Genomic DNA, 16121 nt, shown 5'->3' on the forward strand with positions numbered 1-16121 from the left:
CGTGGCGGGCCCCGGTACCGGTGAGAAACCGGTGGCCTGCAACATGCCCGCGGGGCGTCGGTTCAGGTGTGGGTCGTGGCGCGGATGTGCGCGCGTTCGCCCGGTCGCCCGACAGGGCTGAGGTGCTCGACGGGCCCATCGCTGGTCGCCCCGGCCCGGTGCCGTGTCCCCGCGGGATGGGGCGGCACGATGCAGCGCCTCCGCCGCAGTCCTGACGCACATGAGCGATCTCACACAGGAGGGAACGGAAGTTGCCGACGCGCTGTTGGTAAAGTTCCCAACGGTGCGTCGGCAACTGGTGCCGGCATGAAGGGAGAGCCATGTTCCTCGCCTGGCGCGAGCTGTCGTTCGCGCGATCACGATTCGGCCTGATGGGAGGTGTTGTCGCCCTGATCGCCGTCCTGGTGGTCATTCTGTCCGGCCTGTCGTCCGGGCTGGTCAACGATGGCGTGTCAGGGCTCAAGAAGCTGCCCGTGACGGAGTTCGCCTTCGAAGAGGGCACGTCGATCGACTCCGGGTTCTCGCGCAGCACCGTGGACCGGGAGCAGCTCGCCCGGTGGGAGGACCAGGAGGGAGTCGCGGACGCGGCACTGTTCGGCAACCAGCTCGTCAACGGGGAGGGGCCTGACGGTGAGCCCGTGGACCTGGCCTTGTTCGGCGTCGAGCCCGGTTCGTTCGTCGCGCCGCTGTCCGACGATGTCATCGAAGGCAGCGGGCTCGGCACCGACGGCGGGATCGTCGTCAGCCAGACCGTGACCGACCTCGGTCTCGGGCTGGGGGACACGGTCACGATCGACCGCCTCGGGACCGAACTCACGATCATCGGCGTCCTGGACGGCCAGCACACCTTCGGGCACGTGGACGTGGCCTACGTGCCCCTGGACACCTGGCAGGAGATCCACGCAGGCGTGCCGGACGGCGCCGAGGCGCGGCCGGAGATCTATGACGAGGCGACGGCGGTAGCACTCGTATCCGCACCGGACGCCGGGATCGACACGGCGGCCGGCGACGCGGCGGCCGGCACCACGACGGTGACACTCGAGCAGTCGTTCGACGGCTCGCCGGGCTACTCCGCGGAGACCCTCACTCTGGAGCTGATCCAGGTCTTCCTGTACGCGATCTCCGCTCTCGTGGTCGGCGCGTTCTTCATGGTGTGGACCATCCAGCGCAAGCACGAGATCGCTGTCGCCCGTGCCATGGGCGCGTCGACCTCCTACCTCGTCCGGGATGCTCTCGGCCAGGCCGTCGTCGTGCTCGTCGTGTCCACTGCCGTCGGGATGGGCGCAGGGCTCGGTTTCGGTGCGTTCCTCACCTCCACACCCATGCCGTTCGCACTCGAGGCGGGTCCACTGGGTCTCGCCGCGGCCCTCCTGATCGGCCTCGGCCTCGTCGGTGCCGCCACGTCCGTCGGCCGTATCGTGCGCGTCGACCCCCTGACCGCTCTCGGAGGACAGCGATGAACCACACCGCAGAACAGGTCGCGAACCCCGCAGCAGTCACGGCGGCGGGGCTCGCCCTCGACCATGTCTCCCTGAAACTGGGTGACGGCGACTCGACCGTCACCGCACTGGACGACGTGAGCCTCACGGTTCCGCCGGGAGAGCTCCTGGCCGTGGTGGGGCCATCCGGTTCCGGCAAGTCGAGCCTGCTGGCCGTCGCCGGCGCGCTCATCACCCCCGGCTCCGGCCAGGTCCACGTGGGCGGAGTGGACGTGATCGGCCTCAGCTCCAGCCGTCAAGCTGCACTGCGGCGCGAGCGGATCGGGTTCGTCTTCCAGTCCGGCAACCTTCTGCCCGCCCTGACGGCAGAGGACCAGCTCCGGTTCGCGCTGCACGTCGCCGGAGTCCGAGGTGCCCCTGGCCGAGAACCCCGGGACCTGCTGGATCAGGTCGGCATGGCGCACAAGGCGAGGCGTCGACCGCATGAGCTCTCCGGTGGGGAGCGGCAGCGTGTCGGCATCGCCCGGGCACTTGTCACCTCACCCGCACTGCTCCTGGTCGACGAGCCGACCGCGGCACTGGACCGAGCGCGCAGCCACGAGGTGGTCCAGCTGCTCGCCGCCGAGACGCACGAGCACGGTGTCGCGACGGTCATGGTCACCCACGACCACGACGTGCTCGACCACTGCGACCGCACGGTCGAGATGGAAGATGGAAGACTGAGCCTTTGAGCTCACGCTCTCGGGCCTCGTCCGCGGGGCCCGAGAGCCCATCCAGAGGAGAGTCGTGCCGCGGATCAGTGCCCCTACCGTCGCGCTCCACCGGTCGGCTCAACAACGCGCGCTGCTCGACGCCGCCAGGTCCCTCCTCGCCGAGACGGGACGTCCTCCGACGTTCGCCGCGCTCGCCGAACGTGCCGGGCTCGCCCGCCCCAGCGTCTACCAGTACTTCCGCTCTGCGGAAGACCTCCTGCGTGCCATGGTCGAGGACGTCTTTCCTCGCTGGTCGGCAACGGTGACGCGGGCGATGGACGACGCCCCCGACGGCCGCGGTCGCATCCTTGCCTATGTCCGTGCGAACCTCGAGCTGGTCGCGGAGGGCGAGCACGCGCTGGCGACGGCGCTGGCGAGTGTCGGGCCGGCCGGAGCGGTCGCGGAAGGCTCCCGTGCGATGCACGACGAGCTCCTGCAGCCCCTCGCCGACACCTTGGGGACTCTCGGTGTCAGTGACGTGACGCGCAGTGCCGAGCTCATCAACGCGGTCGTGAACTCCGGGTCGCGCATGATCGAGTCAGGGACGCCGCTGGAGGACGTCTGGGCGAGCGTCCAGGAGCTCGTCACGCCGTTCGTGGACCGGTTTGCCCCCGGGCTCGCCGCCCCGGCGGACGGTCCGCCGGCTGCCGGGCAGCGGGCGTGAGCCGACAGCCCTGACCGCCACCGGGTGCCGCCGCGACGGTGCACGCCCACTGCGACACCGTCGAGGGCCCGGCGGTGAGAGGCGGACAACCGCTCTCGAGACGGGCAACATCAACCACGCGCTCAAGTGGATCCCTGGGGGCAGATCTGGAGTCTCACTTCGAGGCCGGGGCTCCTTCGCTCTGAGCCTGCTCAAAGCGAAGAAACCCCGGCCTCGAAGGGGAGTGGCGAACGGTCAGGCGGAAGCGCCCTCGCCCGACGGCGTGAGCACCCGGGCCGCGAGCTGCGCCTGGACGCTCAGCTCCGCGGCCTTGAACGCGTGCTCCTGGGTCATCGCGGTCTCGGTGCGCTCCAGGCAGTCGAGGATGAGTCGGCCGAAGTACGGGTAGCCCACGTTGCCCTTCGCGACCAGGTGGTGCTCGCCCTCGCCGTTGACCAGGAAGACGTGCCCAGGGCCCTCGTCCGTTGCGACGTTCGTGTACTTGCGCAGCTCGATGTAGCCCTCGGTGCCCAGGATGAACGTGCGGCCGTCGCCCCAGGTCCGCAGGCCGTCCGGCGTGAACCAGTCGACGCGGCAGTAGCCCGCCGCGCCGTTGTCCATCGCGATGTTGGCCTCGCCGAAGTCGTCCAGCTCCGGGTGCTCCGGGTGGTTGTAGTTGGCGATGGCCGCGTGCGTGACCGTCGCGTCCTTGGCGTCCGCGTAGTGCAGCATCTGCTCGAAGTTGTGGCTGCCGATGTCGCACAGGATGCCGCCGTACCTGTCCTTCTCGAAGAACCAGTCCGGGCGGCCGGTGCCGAGGCGGTGCGGGCCCAGGCCCATGACCTGCAGCACGCGGCCGATCGACCCGCGCTCGACGAGCTGGTCGGCCAGGACCGCCGCCTCGACGTGGATGCGCTCGGAGTAGTAGACGGCGTACTTGCGTCCCGTCCGCGCGGTGGCCTCGCGGGCCGCGGCGAGCTGGTCGAGCGTGGTCAGCGGGGCCTTGTCGGTGAAGTAGTCCTTGCCGGCCTCGATGGCGCGCAGGCCGAGGGCCGCGCGCTCCGACGTGACGGCGGCGCCGGCGACCAGGCGCACCTCGTCGTCGTCGAACACCTCGTCCTCGCTGCGCGCGACGCGCACGTCCGGGAACTTGGCGCGGAAGGCCTCCACCTTCGCCGGGTCCGGGTCGTACACCCACTTCACGGTGCCGCCCGCGGCCTGGAGGCCCTCGGCCATGCCGTAGATGTGGCCGTGGTCGAGCCGCACCGCCGCGAACGGGAAGTCGCCCGCGCTCACCACGGGGTCCGGCACCGGCTCGGGCGCGTAGTCGGCGCCGCTGGTCGCGTTCATCAGTTTGCCTCCTGGTTGCTGCTGCCGACCGTGATCGCGCCGGGCAGGTCGCCCACCGACGCGGTCTTCTCGAAGAAGTGGGGCGCCCGTGCCACCAGGGTCCCCGTACGGTAGTAGGGGTCGTCGGGCTGCAGCGGCAGGTCGACGGTGCGGCGCTCGATGCCCGCCTGGTAGATCGCGGTGACGAGCTCGACGGCGCGGCGGCCGTCGGCGCCCGTGACGGCGGGCACGCGGCGGTCCCGCACGGCCTCGAGCGTGTCCCCGATCTGGCCGTTGTGCCCCAGGTGGGCCAGCGGTTGCCGGGCCGCGGCCAGCGCCTCGATCTTCGCCACGCGCTCGGGGTTGCCGTCGGGCGCGGGGAAGCCGTTCGGCGAGGCCGCCGAGGCCACCACCTTCCACGGCTGCGAGACGCGGGCGTCTCGGCCCTGCACCACGATCGCCTGCTCCTCGCCGTGGTGCACCACCGAGCTGGTCACCTCCGCCAGGGCGCGGTCGTACTGCAGCACGGCCACGGAGAGGTCCTCGACCTCGGCGTTCTCGTGCGCGGCGTTGGTCAGTACGGCGGTGACGGCCCGCGGGGCGCCGAGCATCCACTGGGTCAGGTCGAGGTGGTGGATCGCGTGGTTCAGCGTGCAGCCGCCGCCCTCCGACTCCCACGTGCCGCGCCACCACAGGTCGTAGTACGCCGTGCCGCGCCACCACGCCGAGTTCACCTGGACGTGCGAGACCGGCCCGGCCAGACCCGAGTCCAGCACCTCCTTGAGCGTGGCCATGTCGTCGCGGAACCGGTTCTGTGCCACCACGGACAGCACGCGGTCGTGCTCGGCGGCGGCCGCGATCATCGCGTCGCACTCCTCCAGGGAGGGCGCCATCGGCTTCTCGACCAGTACGTCGACGCCGGCGCGCAGCGCCGTGATCGTCAGCTCCGCGTGGGAGGACGGCGGCGTCGTGATGCTCACCAGGTCGAGGTCCGGCTCGGCGGCCAGCAGCTCCTCGATGCTCTCGTAGGCCCGCGCCTCGGGCACCTGCAGCCGGGCCCGCTGCTCCGCGGCCTTGCCCGGGACGATGTCGCAGACCGCGACCACCTCGCACTCCTGCGCGAAGCGACGGTATCCCTCGGCGTGCGCGCCGGCGATACCGCCGGTCCCGACGATGCCGATCTTGAGCATGGTTCCTCCGGTTGGCGTCCTGGACGACGACGGCAACGGCGCCGTTCGCGCGGAGGCGGTGCGGCGTCGCAGGTCGCATCATACGTATGATGCGACGGTTCATCATCGTCATGTCCGGCGCGCGGGATGTCAAGGGCGGGTCAGGTCTCCCGTCGACTCCCGCCACACCACCCGCTGCAGCGGCGCGGTCGGCGGGGGCGCCTCCTCGTCGCGGACGGCGGCGACCAGCCGACGCATCGCGCGCCGCCCCGCCTCGACGAAGTCCACGGGGATCGTGGTGAGCGACGGCATCGTGTACGCGCTGAAGTCGGCGTCGTCCCAGCCGGTGACCACCAGGTCGCCCGGTACCGACCAGCCGCGCTCCGCCGCCCCGCGCAGCACCCCGAGCGCCACGTGGTCGTTGGCGGCGATCACGGCGAGCGGCGGCGCGTCGTCGGGCAGGGCGAGCACGGCCTCGCGACCGGCCTCCGGGGACCAGACGCCGCCCACCACCCCGAGCGACTCGACGCCGTGCCGCTCGACCTCGGCGAGGTAGACGTCGCGGCGCGAGCGCGCCGACGCGAAGCGCTCGGGTCCTGCCACGTGCAGGAACCGCCGGTGGCCCGCCTCGACGAGGGCCGCGATGACGGTGCCGAGCAGCCCGGCGTCGGCGAGCTCGCCGGTGGTGCGCAGCTGCTCGTCGAGGGCGGGCTCGGCGACGACGGGCGCGGCGTCGGCGTCGAGGTGGAGCGCCTCGGGGACCACGGGGAGGAACGTCAGCACCCCCTCGACCTGGCCGCCCCGGGCCAGGTCGACGACGCGCTCGGTGCGGGCCTCGGCGGTGCCGTCCACGCTGTGGGTGTCCACGGCGTAGCCCGCCTCGGCCGCGACCTCGGCAGCGCCGGTGAGCATCCGCAGCCGGTTGTCGACGGTCACCCCGGTGACGACGGCCAGCCGGCCCGAGCGCTGGGTGCGCATCGACCGTGCCGCGAGGTTGGGCCGGTAGCCCATCGACGCGGCGACGGCCAGCACATGCTCGCGAGTGCGCGGCGCGATCGTGCCCTTGCCGGACAGGGCGTAGGAGACCGTCGACTGCGACACGCCGGCGGCGCGCGCGACGTCGTGGCTGGTGGGCTGGCGGGCTGACATCGACACAGTGTCCCCTCTGGCCGTGGCCCGCCGCATCAGCTCGCCGGCGCGGCCGGCGGCGGGCCGGCCGGGACCGGCTCCTCGAACACCAGCAGCGTGTGGGTGTTCACGATGCCGTTCATGCCCTGGATCTGGTCCAGGATCAGGTGCCGCAGGTCGGCGTTGTCGCGGGCGCGGACGAGCAGGACGAGGTCGAACTCCCCGCCGACCAGGCCGATGTGCTCGACGCCGCGCAGAGTGCGCAGCTCCTCGCGGACCGAGCGCCACTTCGCCTGGTCCAGGTTGACCGTCACGTAGGCCGACGTGCCCAGCCCGGCCAGCACCGGGTCGATCTCCGCACGGTAGCCGCGGATCACCCCGGTGGACTCCAGGCGCTGCACGCGCACGTAGGCGTTGGCCCGCGAGATGTGCAGCGTCTCGGCGAGCGTCCGCATGGACATCCGGCCGTCGCGGCGCAGCTCGTCGATGATGCGCCGGTCGACGTCGTCGAGGCCTTCTGCCACTTGTCTCGCCACCATGCCCTCAGGCCTTTCTGCGCTGGACATTTGGATCGCGTGACCCGGTCATGACTGGACGAGTTCTCGGATCCTCGCCGTTGATGGAATCCGAATGGAAGTTTGACCAGTATATCTACATGGTGATCAACGAAGATCTCATGCTCCCCACAAGGGAGCCGGTCATGCTGCTCGATCCGGAGGGCCGGCCGACCGCCGGCGACGGTGCCGCGCTGCCCGCGCCCGACGACCTGCTCCGCGGCCTGGCGGGCATGGTCGCGGCCCGCCGGTTCAACGAGCAGTCCTCGGTGCTGGTACGGCAGGGCAGGCTGGCGGTGTACCCCTCCTCCTACGGGCAGGAGGCATGCCAGGTCGCCGCCGCGCAGGTGCTCGGCGACGGGGACTGGCTCTTCCCGACCTACCGGGACACCGCGGCCGCCGTCGCGCGCGGCGTCGACCCGGTCGAGGTGCTCGGGCTGCTCAAGGGCGACTGGCACTCGGGCTACGACCCGTACGAGCGCCGCGTGGCGCCCCTGGCGACGCCGCTGGCCACGCAGCTCCCGCATGCCGTGGGCGTGGCACACGCCGGGCGGCTGCGCGGGGAGCCCACCGTGGTGCTCGCGATGTGCGGCGACGGCGCCACGAGCGAGGGCGACTTCCACGAGGCGCTGAACTTCGCCGCGGTCTTCCGGGCGCCGGTCGTGTTCTTCGTGCAGAACAACCAGTACGCCATCTCGGTGCCGCTGTCCCGGCAGAGCGCCGCGCCCTCGCTCGCGCACAAGGGCGTGGGCTACGGCGTGCCCGGCGAGCTGGTGGACGGCAACGACCTCGCTGCGCTGCTGTCCGTGCTGTCCGCGGCGGTCGAGCGAGCGCGGTCCGGGGCCGGGCCCCAGCTCGTCGAGGGCCGGACCTACCGCTTGCAGGCCCACACCAACGCCGACGACGCGACCCGCTACCGCACCGACGCCGAGGTCGCGGCCTGGGCGGACCGCGACCCGCTGCTGCGGCTGGACGCCTACCTGCGCGCGGAGGGCCTGCTCGACGACGCACGGGCCGCCGCGCACGCCGACGCGGCCGAGCGGCTCGCGCGGCAAACCCGGGACGGCATCAACGTCGACGTCGTGCCCGACCCCGCGGACCTGTTCGCCCACGTCTACTCCAGGCCGACGCCGCAGCTCGTCGAGCAGCTCGCGCAGGTCAGGGACGAGCTGAGCAGGGACGAGCCGAGCAGGGACGAACCGAGTGCGGACGCGTCGAACCGAGCGGAGGCCCGATGATGACCAGCACCGCGGTGGAGCACGAGACGCTCAGCACGGCCCAGGCGATCAACCGCGCCCTGCGCGACGCCATGACCGAGGACCCGACGGTGCTCGTGCTCGGCGAGGACGTCGGCGCGCTCGGCGGGGTCTTCCGGGTCACCGACGGGCTCACCGCCGAGTTCGGCGAGGACCGCTGCTTCGACACCCCGCTGGCCGAGGCGGGGATCGCGGGGTTCGCCGTCGGGCTCGCGATGAACGGCATGCGGCCCGTGATCGAGATGCAGTTCGACGCGTTCGCGTACCCCGCGTTCGAGCAGGTCGTGAGCCACATCGCCAAGATGCGGAACCGGACCCGCGGCCGCGTCGAGCTGCCCCTGGTCATCCGGGTCCCGTACGCCGGCGGGGTAGGCGGCGTCGAGCACCACAGCGACTCGTCCGAGTCCTACTACGCGCACACGCCCGGACTGCACGTCGTGGCGCCGTCGAACCCCGCGGACGCCTACCGGCTCCTGCGCGACGCGATCGCCTCGCCGGACCCGGTGGTCTTCCTCGAACCCAAGAAGCTCTACTGGGCCAAGGGCGAGGTCTCCTTCGGGGGCGGCGAGCCGGGCATCGGTACGGCCGTCGTGCGCCGGGAGGGCACCGACGCCACCCTCATCACGTACGGTCCGTCCGTCCCCGTGGCGCTGGACGCCGCCGAGGCCGCCGCGCGCGACGGCCGCAGCCTCCAGGTCGTGGACCTGCGCTCGATCGTGCCGTTCGACGACGCCACGGTCTGTGCGGCCGTCGAGTCGACCGGGCGAGCCGTGGTGGTCGCCGAGGCCGCCGGGTTCGCCAGCGTCGCCTCCGAGATCGCGGCCCGGGTGAGCGAGCGCTGCTTCCACTCGCTGGCCGCGCCGGTGCGCCGCGTCACCGGGTTCGACATCCCGTACCCGCCGCCCAAGCTGGAGCACCTCCAGCTCCCGTCCGTGGACCGGATCCTCGACGCCGTCGACGACCTGCAGTGGGAGGACGCATGAGGGCCACCGCGACCGAGCAGACGTTCCTGCTCCCCGACCTCGGCGAGGGGCTCACCGAGGCCGAGGTGGTGCAGTGGCTGGTCGCCGCGGGCGACGTCGTCGCCGTCGACCAGCCGGTGGTCGAGGTCGAGACGGCCAAGTCCGTGGTCGAGGTGCCCTGCCCGTACGCCGGGCGCGTGGGCGTGCTGCACGCCGCCGAGGGGGAGTGCGTCGAGGTGGGGCGGCCGCTGATCACGATCGCGGCGGAGGGCGAGCCCGAGGCCGGGCCGACGCCGGATCCGGCGCCCGATCCCGCCGCCGAGGCCTATCGCACCGAGGAGCAGGCCGGGTCCGGGAACGTGCTGGTCGGGTACGGGACGTCGGCGCATCCGGGGGCGGGACGGCGTCGCCGGCCGCGCGGGGTGCGGCCGGCCGTACCTGCGCTCGCGGTCCCCGCGCCGGCCGAGCAGCTCGCCGCGGCCCCCGCGGCGTCGCCGGCCGTACCGGCCGTCGGTGACGGCCACCCCGCCCCCGGTGAGGCCCACGACAGCCGTCCCGTCCGCGTGATCTCCCCGATCGTCCGGCGGCTGGCCCGCGAGGCAGGGCTGGACCTGCGCGCCGTCCCGCCCACGGGCGCGGGCGGCACCGTCACCCGGTCCGACGTGCGCGCCGCGGTCGAGCGCGTCCGGACGACGTCGGCCCCGGTCGGGCTCCCGGCCGGCGCCGGTCCCGGCACCCCCGGCGCCGCACCGGCCACCCCCGGCGAGCACCGCGTCCCGCTCGACGGCTTCCGGCGCGCGGCGTCCCGGGTGCTCTCGCGCAGCCGCGCGGAGATCCCCGAGGCGACGGTCTGGGTCGACGTCGACGCCACCGCCCTCTGGGAGCTGCGCGAGGCCACCCGCCGGCCCGATGACCCGGGCCCGGGCCTGCTCGCTCACATCGCCCGGTTCGTCGTCTCCGCCCTGGCCGACCACCCCGTGCTCAACGCGCGGTTCGACGCCGAGCGCGACGAGATCGTCGTGTCCGACACGGTCAACCTCGGCATCGCCGTCCAGGGCGAGGCCGGGCTGGTCGCCCCGGCCGTGCTCGGCGCGGACGCGCTGACCACGCGCGAGCTCGACGCCGCCCTGCGCGACCTCACCACCCGTGCCCGTGCGGGCCGGGCCACGCCCGAGGAACTGACCGCCGGCACGTTCACGCTGAACAACTACGGCAGCCTCGGCGTCGACGGCAGCGCCGCGATCATCAACCACCCGCAGGTCGCGATCCTGGGGTTCGGCCGCGTCATCGACCGGCCGTGGGTCGTGGACGGGCAGATCGTGCCGCGCAAGATCACCCAGATGTCCTTCGTCTTCGACCACCGCGTCTGCGACGGGGCGACGGCGGCGGGCTTCATGCGCCAGGTCGCCGACGCCATCGAGAACCCGCTCCCAGCACTGGTCCGCCTGTGACGCCCGCCCCGGCTCAGCGCCCCGTGAAACGGGGCGGGCGCTTCTCCTGGAAGGCCGCGAAGCCCTCCCGGTAGTCATCCGTCTCGCTCAGGGCGCCCTGGGCCTCGTTCTCGTGCGCCACCGCGGACCAGAACGCCACTCGCTCGTCGCGCAGCTCCGTGACCAGGCTCTTCGAGGCCAGGAAGGCGCTGGTCGGCCCCTGCGCCACCCGCTCCACCCGGGTCCGTGTGAACTCGAGCAGCTCCGGCCCCGGCACCGACCGGGAGAACAGGCCGGCGGCGACCGCCTCGGCCCCGCTCATCAGCTCGCCCGTGTAGACCAGGTCGAGCGTACGGTGCGCGCCCAGGCGGTCGAAGAACAGCGCGTGCCCGCCCGAGTCGAGCGTGGCCCCGAGGTTCGCGAACGGCGAGCCGATCTTCGCGTCGTCGGCCACGTAGACGACGTCGGTCGCGATCAGCAGGCCGAGGCCCACGCCCAGGCACGCGCCGTGCGCCGCCGCGAACGTCGGTGCCGGGAACGCGGCCATGCGCCAGAGCAGCGGGGTCACCCGGTTGCGCAGGTAGCCCAGGGCGTCGTCCGTGGCGGGGTCGACGGCGGAGATGTCCCGGCCCGCGCAGAACGCCCGGCCCTCGCCCCGCAGCAGCAGCGCCCGCACCCCGGCCGCCTCGGCCTCGCGGTAGGCGTCGTCCAGGTCGGCCAGCGCGCTCTCGTCCAGGGCGTTGAGCCTGCCCGGGGCGTCGAGCACCACCTCCGCGACGTCGTCCTCGACGGTCAGCGTGATCATGAGTCGTAGTCCACGGAGATCTCCTTGCTGGTGGGGATCGCTTGACAGGTCAGCACGTACCCGCGGGCCAGCTCCTCCGGTTCGAGGGCGTAGTTCTCCGCCATCTCGACCGTGCCCGAGACCAGTTTGGCCCGGCAGGTGCCGCAGACGCCGCCCGCACACGCGAACGGCACGTCACCGCGTACCCGGAGCGCCGCGTTGAGGACGCTCTCGCGCGCGCCGGCCGGGGTGGTCACCGTCGCCGTCGTGCTGTCGAGGCGGAACGAGATCGAGTGCGACTCCTCGTCCAGGGCGCCCCCGGCCGGCGGGGTGCCTCGTGGCGCCGTCGGCCGGTCGGGGCGACCCGTGGTGAACAGCTCGTGCCGCACGCGCTCCGGCGGCACCCCCAGGTCCGTCAGCACCGCGCGGCACGCCTGCACCACCTCGAACGGCCCGCACAGGAACCACTCGTCGACGTCGGCGGGCCCGATCAGCGACGTCATGATGCGGCGCAGCCGCTCGGCGTCGAGCCGGCCCGACAGGAGCTCGGCGCCCCGGCGCTCGCGGGTGAGCACGTGGTGCAGGGCCAGCCGGGCGGGGTACCGGTCCTTGAGGTCGGCGAGCTCGTCCACGAACATCGTGTCCGTCGTGGTCCGGTTGGAGTAGACCAGGTCGAACGTGCTGTCCGGCGCGGAGCCCAGCGTGTGCTCCACGAGCGACATCATCGGGGTGATGCCGGAGCCCGCCGCGATGCCGACCACTCGCCCGCCGGTACCCGGCGGGCGGTGGGAGACGAACAGGCCCTCGGGGCTCATCACGTCCAGCGTCATCCCGGGCGCGAGGTGGTCGATCGCCCACGGCGAGAACAGCCCGCCCATGTCGCGCTTGATGCCCACCTTGAGCGACCCGGCCACCGGCGCCTGGCAGATCGAGTAGGTGCGGCGCACCTCCTCGCCCCCCACCCGGGCGCGGACGGCGATGTACTGCCCCGGCGCATAGGTGTACGCCTCGGCCAGCTCGTCGGGGATCTCGAACGTCACCTCGATCGCGTCCGCCGTCAGCGGCCGCACGGCCGCCACGGTGAGCGGGTGGAACCGGGCCCGGCGCCGCGTGGGCGCGGCCGGCACGGGCGCGTCGGCGAGCGGCATCAGTGCTCCTTGAAGTGGTCGAAGGGCTCCCCGCAGCGCTTGCACACCCACAGCGCCTTGCACGACGTCGACCCGAACCGCGTCAGCTCGCGCGTGTGCAGCGACCCGCACCGCGGGCACCGGATGCCCAGGTCGAGCGGGACGACGCCGCCCGCGCGCCGGGCCGGGGGCGCGATCCCGTGCTCGGCGAGCTTGCGCCGGCCGGCCTCGCTCATCCAGTCGGTGGTCCAGGCGGGGGAGAGCACCACGTTCACGCGGGCGCCGGGGAACCCGTGCTCGGCGAGGGCGGCCACGACGTCGTCCCGGATCGCGTCGACGGCGGGGCAGCCCGAGTAGGTGGGCGTGATGTCCACGACCGGCGCCCCGTCCACGAACCGCACGCCGCGCAGCACGCCCAGGTCCTCGATGGACAGCACCGGTACCTCCGGGTCGGTCACGGCGGCCGCGGCGTCCCACGCCGCGCGCTCCGGTCCCGCCGCCGGGCGGGGCCGGGCGACCTGCTCGACGGGAGCGCCGACGGCGCCCGTCACCATGCCGCGCGTTACCACACCGCCCCCGGATGCCGGCGGGCCAGCACCTGCATCTCCGCGAGCAGCGGGCCCAGCGCCTCGGAGTGCACGCCGAGGCGGCCCCCGCCGCGCAGCGCGGGCGCGGCCGGCACGTCCAGCTCGGCGCGCGCGAGCACGGGGAGCACCAGGGCGTCGAACGGCTCGCGCAGGCCGGCGGGCGCCACGGCGGCGTCGGGCACCGCGTCGGCCGCCGGGTCGGCGGCGAACAGCTCGTCCACGAAGGGCCAGACCGCCTCCAGCCCGGCCAGTGTCCGCCGGCGCGACTCCTCGGTGCCCAGCGCGAGGCGGACCGTCCACAGCGTGGTGTGGTCCAGGTGGTAGGCGACCTCCTTGACGGCCTTGGCCGCGATCGCCGCCAGGGTGGCGTCGGCGCTGCCGGCCAGGCCGCGGTACAGCGCCGTGAAGTACGCCGAGACCACGAGCTGGCGCACGATCGTGCACGCGAAGTCGCCGTTCGGCCGCTCGAAGATCTGCCGGCACCGGAAGTCGGCCTCGTCCCGGAAGTACGCCAGGTCGTCCTCCGTCTGGTCCCACGCCGACCCGGCGTAGGTCAGCAGGCTGCGGGCATGCCCGAGCGTGTCGAGCGCGATGTTGCCGAGCGCCACGTCCTCCTCCAGCTCGGGGGCGTTCGCGATCCACGAGCCCAGGCGCTGCGCGAGCACCAGGGCGTCGTCGCCCAGGCCGAGCGCGTACCGCGCGACGTCGTCGGCGGCGCGGACCGGGTCGTCCCGTTCGGTCACCGAGGCGGCGATCGCCTCGGGCGTGAGGACCGCGGACGAGGGCTGGGGCGGGTTCGGCATCGGCTCTCCATCGAGCGTCGGGTGGTTGCAGGACCAGCGGGTGCTGGATCCGCGGGTGCGGGGATCAGAGGTGCGGCACGGCCTGGGAGGCCGTGTAGTAGGTCGCGTGCCGGAAGTCCTTCCCGCGCGGCGACTCGAAATAGGCGTCCTTGGCGTCGGGGTCGGACGCCGTGATCGCGGCGGCGGGCACGACCCAGATCGAGACGCCCTCGCTGCGGCGGGTGTAGAGGTCGCGGGCGTTGCGCACGGCCAGCTCGGCGTCCGGCGCGTGCAGCGACCCGGCGTGCACGTGGGACAGCCCGCGCGACGAGCGCACGAAGACCTCCCACAGCGGCCAGGTCTCCCGGCGGGGCTCTGCGGTCATGAGGCGATCCGTTCGCTCGTCGCGGTGCGCTCGGCGTACGCCCGGGCGGCCTCCCGGACCCACTCGCCCTCGGCGTGCGCGGCCCGGCGCTTGGCCAGGCGCAGCGAGTTGGCCTGCCCGTTCCCGTGCAGCACGTCGTGGAACTCGGCCCAGTCGAGCTCGCCGAAGTCGTGGTGCCCGCGCTCGGAGTTCCAGCGCAGGTCCGGGTCGGGCAGCGTGATCCCGAGGATCTCGGCCTGGGGCACGATCATGTCGACGAACCGCTGGCGCAGCTCGTCGTTCGAGAAGCGCTTGATCTTCCACGCCATGCTCTGCCGCGAGTTGGGCGACTCGGCGTCGGGCGGGCCGAACATCATCAGCGCCGGCGCGTACCAGCGGTTCACCGACTCCTGCGCCATCGCCCGCTGCTCGTCGGTGCCGTTCATCAGGGCCAGCAGGATCTCGAAGCCCTGCCGCTGGTGGAACGACTCCTCCTTGCAGATGCGCACCATCGCCCGCCCGTACGGCCCGTAGGACGCGCGGCACAGCGGCACCTGGTTGGCGATCGCGGCCCCGTCCACCAACCAGCCGATCGAGCCCATGTCGGCCCAGGAGGGAGCCAGGTAGTTGAAGATCGAGGAGTACTTGGCCTTGCCGGAGTGCAGCGCGTCGAGCATCTCGTCGCGGGTGGTGCCGAGCGTCTCGGCCGCCGAGTAGAGGTAGAGCCCGTGCCCCGCCTCGTCCTGCACCTTGGCCATGAGGATCGCCTTGCGCTTGAGGCTGGGCGCGCGCGTGATCCAGTTGCCCTCGGGCTGCATGCCGATGATCTCGGAGTGCGCGTGCTGCGACATCTGCCGCACGAGCGCCTTGCGGTACGCCGGGGGCATCCAGTCGGTGGGCTCGATCCGCTTGTCGTCGGCGATGAGGGCGTCGAATGCCGCGAGCCGCGCGGCCTCGTGTGCGGCGGCCGCGGGATCAGCCGTGGGCGGGTCTTCTGCGGGCATGCCGCCTCCTGCGCTGGAGTCCTACTTACCGATCGTTCAGTCAGGCTAGCACCGGGCTGGACGCGGCGGCAATGCCCGCCGGGTCGGTTAGGTTGGCTCGCATGGACGAACCCGACGGCGCCTCCGCACCCGCCCGACGCGGCGGCAACGGGCGCGCCGGGCGCGTGGCGTACGACCTGGACGCGGTGCTGTCGGTGGCGGTCCAGGCGTTCAACGAGCGCGGCTACGACGCGACGTCGATGGGCACGCTCGCCGAGCGTCTCGGCACCAGCAAGTCCGCGATCTACTACCACGTGAGCGGCAAGGAGGAGCTGCTGCGGCTCGCGCTGGAGCGTGCCCTCGGCAACCTGGAGCGGCTCCTCGACGAGCCCGACCCGGCGGCGAGTGCGCTGGACCGGCTGGAGCGCGTGCTCCGCGGCGCGGTGCGGGTGCTCGTGGCCGAGCTGCCGTTCGTCACGCTCCTGCTGCGGCTCCGCGGCAACACCGAGGTCGAGCGTGAGGCGCTGGCGCGCCGGCGCGAGTTCGACCACGCGGTGGCGCGGCTGGTCGAGGAGGCGGTGGCCGACGGCGCCCTGCGGTCCGACGTCGACGCGCGCACGGCGACCCGGCTGCTCTTCGGCATGGTCAACTCCCTGGTCGAGTGGTACCGCCCCGGCGGCGGGCTCGGTGCCGACCAGCTCGCCGACGCCGTCGTCGCCATGGCGTTCGACGGTCTGCGCGCCTAGGTGTACTCGGCCATGACGTTGGTGACGTTCGGCTTGTAACGCAAGGAGGCCTCCTGGCTTAGTGGAGCTGTCTAGTTCTTCACTGC

The 16121-nt window shown here is 73.0% G+C and carries 17 protein-coding genes; 7 read left to right on the forward strand and 10 right to left on the reverse strand.

Annotated elements, in window-relative coordinates:
• Positions 1–320 precede the first annotated feature (320 nt).
• From ACH47X_RS15135 to ACH47X_RS15145, 3 genes are read left to right on the forward strand one after another with little or no spacing between them, the layout of a single operon-like run.
• Complete coding sequence (locus ACH47X_RS15135; RefSeq protein ID WP_397405430.1) at positions 321–1460, forward strand: ABC transporter permease; 1140 nt, start codon at positions 321–323, stop codon at positions 1458–1460.
• Positions 1457–2170 carry an ABC transporter ATP-binding protein gene (locus ACH47X_RS15140; RefSeq protein WP_397405431.1) on the forward strand — a complete coding sequence of 238 codons (714 nt, stop codon included), beginning with the start codon at positions 1457–1459 and terminating at the stop codon, positions 2168–2170. Before ACH47X_RS15135 ends, ACH47X_RS15140 begins: the two co-directional genes overlap by 4 nt.
• 55 nt (positions 2171–2225) lie before the next feature.
• A complete protein-coding gene (locus ACH47X_RS15145; RefSeq protein WP_397405432.1) occupies positions 2226–2855 on the forward strand; it encodes a TetR/AcrR family transcriptional regulator in 630 nt (209 codons plus the stop codon).
• Positions 2856–3089: 234 nt separating this feature from the next.
• On the opposite strand, the gene ACH47X_RS15150 is transcribed toward ACH47X_RS15145, so the two are convergent.
• The 4 genes from ACH47X_RS15150 to ACH47X_RS15165 form a co-directional block, all read right to left on the reverse strand.
• Positions 3090–4184 (reverse strand): Gfo/Idh/MocA family protein, encoded by a 1095-nt coding sequence (locus ACH47X_RS15150; RefSeq protein WP_397405433.1) that lies wholly within the window; start codon positions 4182–4184, stop codon positions 3090–3092.
• The gene (locus ACH47X_RS15155; protein ID WP_397405434.1) at positions 4184–5353 is read right to left on the reverse strand and encodes a Gfo/Idh/MocA family protein; all 1170 of its coding nucleotides are present in this window, start codon (positions 5351–5353) and stop codon (positions 4184–4186) included. The genes ACH47X_RS15150 and ACH47X_RS15155 overlap by 1 nt, the downstream gene beginning before the upstream one ends.
• A gap of 129 nt (positions 5354–5482) precedes the next feature.
• The gene (locus ACH47X_RS15160) at positions 5483–6481 is read right to left on the reverse strand and encodes a LacI family DNA-binding transcriptional regulator (RefSeq protein ID WP_397405435.1); all 999 of its coding nucleotides are present in this window, start codon (positions 6479–6481) and stop codon (positions 5483–5485) included.
• 35 nt (positions 6482–6516) lie between these two features.
• A complete protein-coding gene (locus ACH47X_RS15165) occupies positions 6517–6984 on the reverse strand; it encodes an Lrp/AsnC family transcriptional regulator (RefSeq protein WP_397405436.1) in 468 nt (155 codons plus the stop codon).
• Between the two features lie 131 nt (positions 6985–7115).
• Here ACH47X_RS15165 and ACH47X_RS15170 point away from each other — a divergent pair, with 131 nt between their 5' ends.
• The 3 genes from ACH47X_RS15170 to ACH47X_RS15180 are packed head-to-tail and all read left to right on the forward strand — an operon-like array spanning position 7116 to position 10683.
• Positions 7116–8252, forward strand: coding sequence for a thiamine pyrophosphate-dependent dehydrogenase E1 component subunit alpha (locus ACH47X_RS15170; protein WP_397405437.1), 1137 nt, complete (start codon positions 7116–7118; stop codon positions 8250–8252).
• On the forward strand, positions 8252–9253 hold the full coding sequence (locus ACH47X_RS15175) for an alpha-ketoacid dehydrogenase subunit beta (protein ID WP_397405448.1): 1002 nt from the start codon (positions 8252–8254) through the stop codon (positions 9251–9253). Before ACH47X_RS15170 ends, ACH47X_RS15175 begins: the two co-directional genes overlap by 1 nt.
• Positions 9250–10683, forward strand: a complete 1434-nt coding sequence (locus ACH47X_RS15180; RefSeq protein ID WP_397405438.1) for a dihydrolipoamide acetyltransferase family protein — start codon at positions 9250–9252, stop codon at positions 10681–10683. The genes ACH47X_RS15175 and ACH47X_RS15180 overlap by 4 nt, the downstream gene beginning before the upstream one ends.
• A 13-nt stretch (positions 10684–10696) precedes the next feature.
• Here ACH47X_RS15180 and ACH47X_RS15185 read toward each other — a convergent pair whose 3' ends face one another.
• The 6 genes from ACH47X_RS15185 to paaA form a co-directional block, all read right to left on the reverse strand.
• Positions 10697–11467: an enoyl-CoA hydratase/isomerase family protein gene (locus ACH47X_RS15185; protein WP_397405439.1), complete on the reverse strand. Its 771-nt coding sequence runs from the start codon at positions 11465–11467 to the stop codon at positions 10697–10699.
• Positions 11464–12594, reverse strand: coding sequence for a 1,2-phenylacetyl-CoA epoxidase subunit PaaE (paaE, locus tag ACH47X_RS15190; RefSeq protein ID WP_397405440.1), 1131 nt, complete (start codon positions 12592–12594; stop codon positions 11464–11466). Before paaE ends, ACH47X_RS15185 begins: the two co-directional genes overlap by 4 nt.
• Complete coding sequence (gene paaD, locus ACH47X_RS15195; protein ID WP_397405441.1) at positions 12594–13127, reverse strand: 1,2-phenylacetyl-CoA epoxidase subunit PaaD; 534 nt, start codon at positions 13125–13127, stop codon at positions 12594–12596. The genes paaE and paaD overlap by 1 nt, the downstream gene beginning before the upstream one ends.
• An 8-nt stretch (positions 13128–13135) precedes the next feature.
• On the reverse strand, positions 13136–13963 hold the full coding sequence (gene paaC / locus ACH47X_RS15200) for a 1,2-phenylacetyl-CoA epoxidase subunit PaaC (protein ID WP_397405442.1): 828 nt from the start codon (positions 13961–13963) through the stop codon (positions 13136–13138).
• A gap of 64 nt (positions 13964–14027) precedes the next feature.
• On the reverse strand, positions 14028–14327 hold the full coding sequence (paaB, locus tag ACH47X_RS15205) for a 1,2-phenylacetyl-CoA epoxidase subunit PaaB (protein ID WP_036965458.1): 300 nt from the start codon (positions 14325–14327) through the stop codon (positions 14028–14030).
• Positions 14324–15310, reverse strand: coding sequence for a 1,2-phenylacetyl-CoA epoxidase subunit PaaA (gene paaA, locus ACH47X_RS15210; RefSeq protein WP_397405443.1), 987 nt, complete (start codon positions 15308–15310; stop codon positions 14324–14326). Before paaA ends, paaB begins: the two co-directional genes overlap by 4 nt.
• Positions 15311–15411: 101 nt before the next feature.
• Between paaA and ACH47X_RS15215 the strand changes: the two genes are divergently transcribed.
• Entirely contained in the window at positions 15412–16035 is a 624-nt protein-coding gene (locus ACH47X_RS15215; RefSeq protein WP_397405444.1) for a TetR/AcrR family transcriptional regulator, read from the forward strand.
• The last annotated feature ends 86 nt before the right edge of the window (positions 16036–16121 follow it).

The sequence above is a fragment of the Promicromonospora kroppenstedtii genome (assembly GCF_044389675.1).
Lineage (GTDB): Bacteria > Actinomycetota > Actinomycetes > Actinomycetales > Cellulomonadaceae > Promicromonospora > Promicromonospora kroppenstedtii.

Coding starts and splice junctions, on each gene's coding strand:
- ACH47X_RS15215 (WP_397405444.1), top strand. CDS start 15,412: ATGGACGAACCCGACGGCGCCTCCGCACCCGCCCGACGCGGCGGCAAC.
- paaA (WP_397405443.1), bottom strand. CDS start 15,310: ATGCCCGCAGAAGACCCGCCCACGGCTGATCCCGCGGCCGCCGCACAC.
- paaD (WP_397405441.1), bottom strand. CDS start 13,127: ATGGTGACGGGCGCCGTCGGCGCTCCCGTCGAGCAGGTCGCCCGGCCC.
- ACH47X_RS15150 (WP_397405433.1), bottom strand. CDS start 4,184: ATGAACGCGACCAGCGGCGCCGACTACGCGCCCGAGCCGGTGCCGGAC.
- paaE (WP_397405440.1), bottom strand. CDS start 12,594: ATGCCGCTCGCCGACGCGCCCGTGCCGGCCGCGCCCACGCGGCGCCGG.
- ACH47X_RS15135 (WP_397405430.1), top strand. CDS start 321: ATGTTCCTCGCCTGGCGCGAGCTGTCGTTCGCGCGATCACGATTCGGC.
- ACH47X_RS15170 (WP_397405437.1), top strand. CDS start 7,116: ATGGTGATCAACGAAGATCTCATGCTCCCCACAAGGGAGCCGGTCATG.
- paaC (WP_397405442.1), bottom strand. CDS start 13,963: ATGCCGAACCCGCCCCAGCCCTCGTCCGCGGTCCTCACGCCCGAGGCG.
- ACH47X_RS15155 (WP_397405434.1), bottom strand. CDS start 5,353: ATGCTCAAGATCGGCATCGTCGGGACCGGCGGTATCGCCGGCGCGCAC.
- ACH47X_RS15140 (WP_397405431.1), top strand. CDS start 1,457: ATGAACCACACCGCAGAACAGGTCGCGAACCCCGCAGCAGTCACGGCG.
- ACH47X_RS15180 (WP_397405438.1), top strand. CDS start 9,250: ATGAGGGCCACCGCGACCGAGCAGACGTTCCTGCTCCCCGACCTCGGC.
- ACH47X_RS15175 (WP_397405448.1), top strand. CDS start 8,252: ATGACCAGCACCGCGGTGGAGCACGAGACGCTCAGCACGGCCCAGGCG.
- ACH47X_RS15185 (WP_397405439.1), bottom strand. CDS start 11,467: ATGATCACGCTGACCGTCGAGGACGACGTCGCGGAGGTGGTGCTCGAC.
- paaB (WP_036965458.1), bottom strand. CDS start 14,327: ATGACCGCAGAGCCCCGCCGGGAGACCTGGCCGCTGTGGGAGGTCTTC.
- ACH47X_RS15160 (WP_397405435.1), bottom strand. CDS start 6,481: ATGTCAGCCCGCCAGCCCACCAGCCACGACGTCGCGCGCGCCGCCGGC.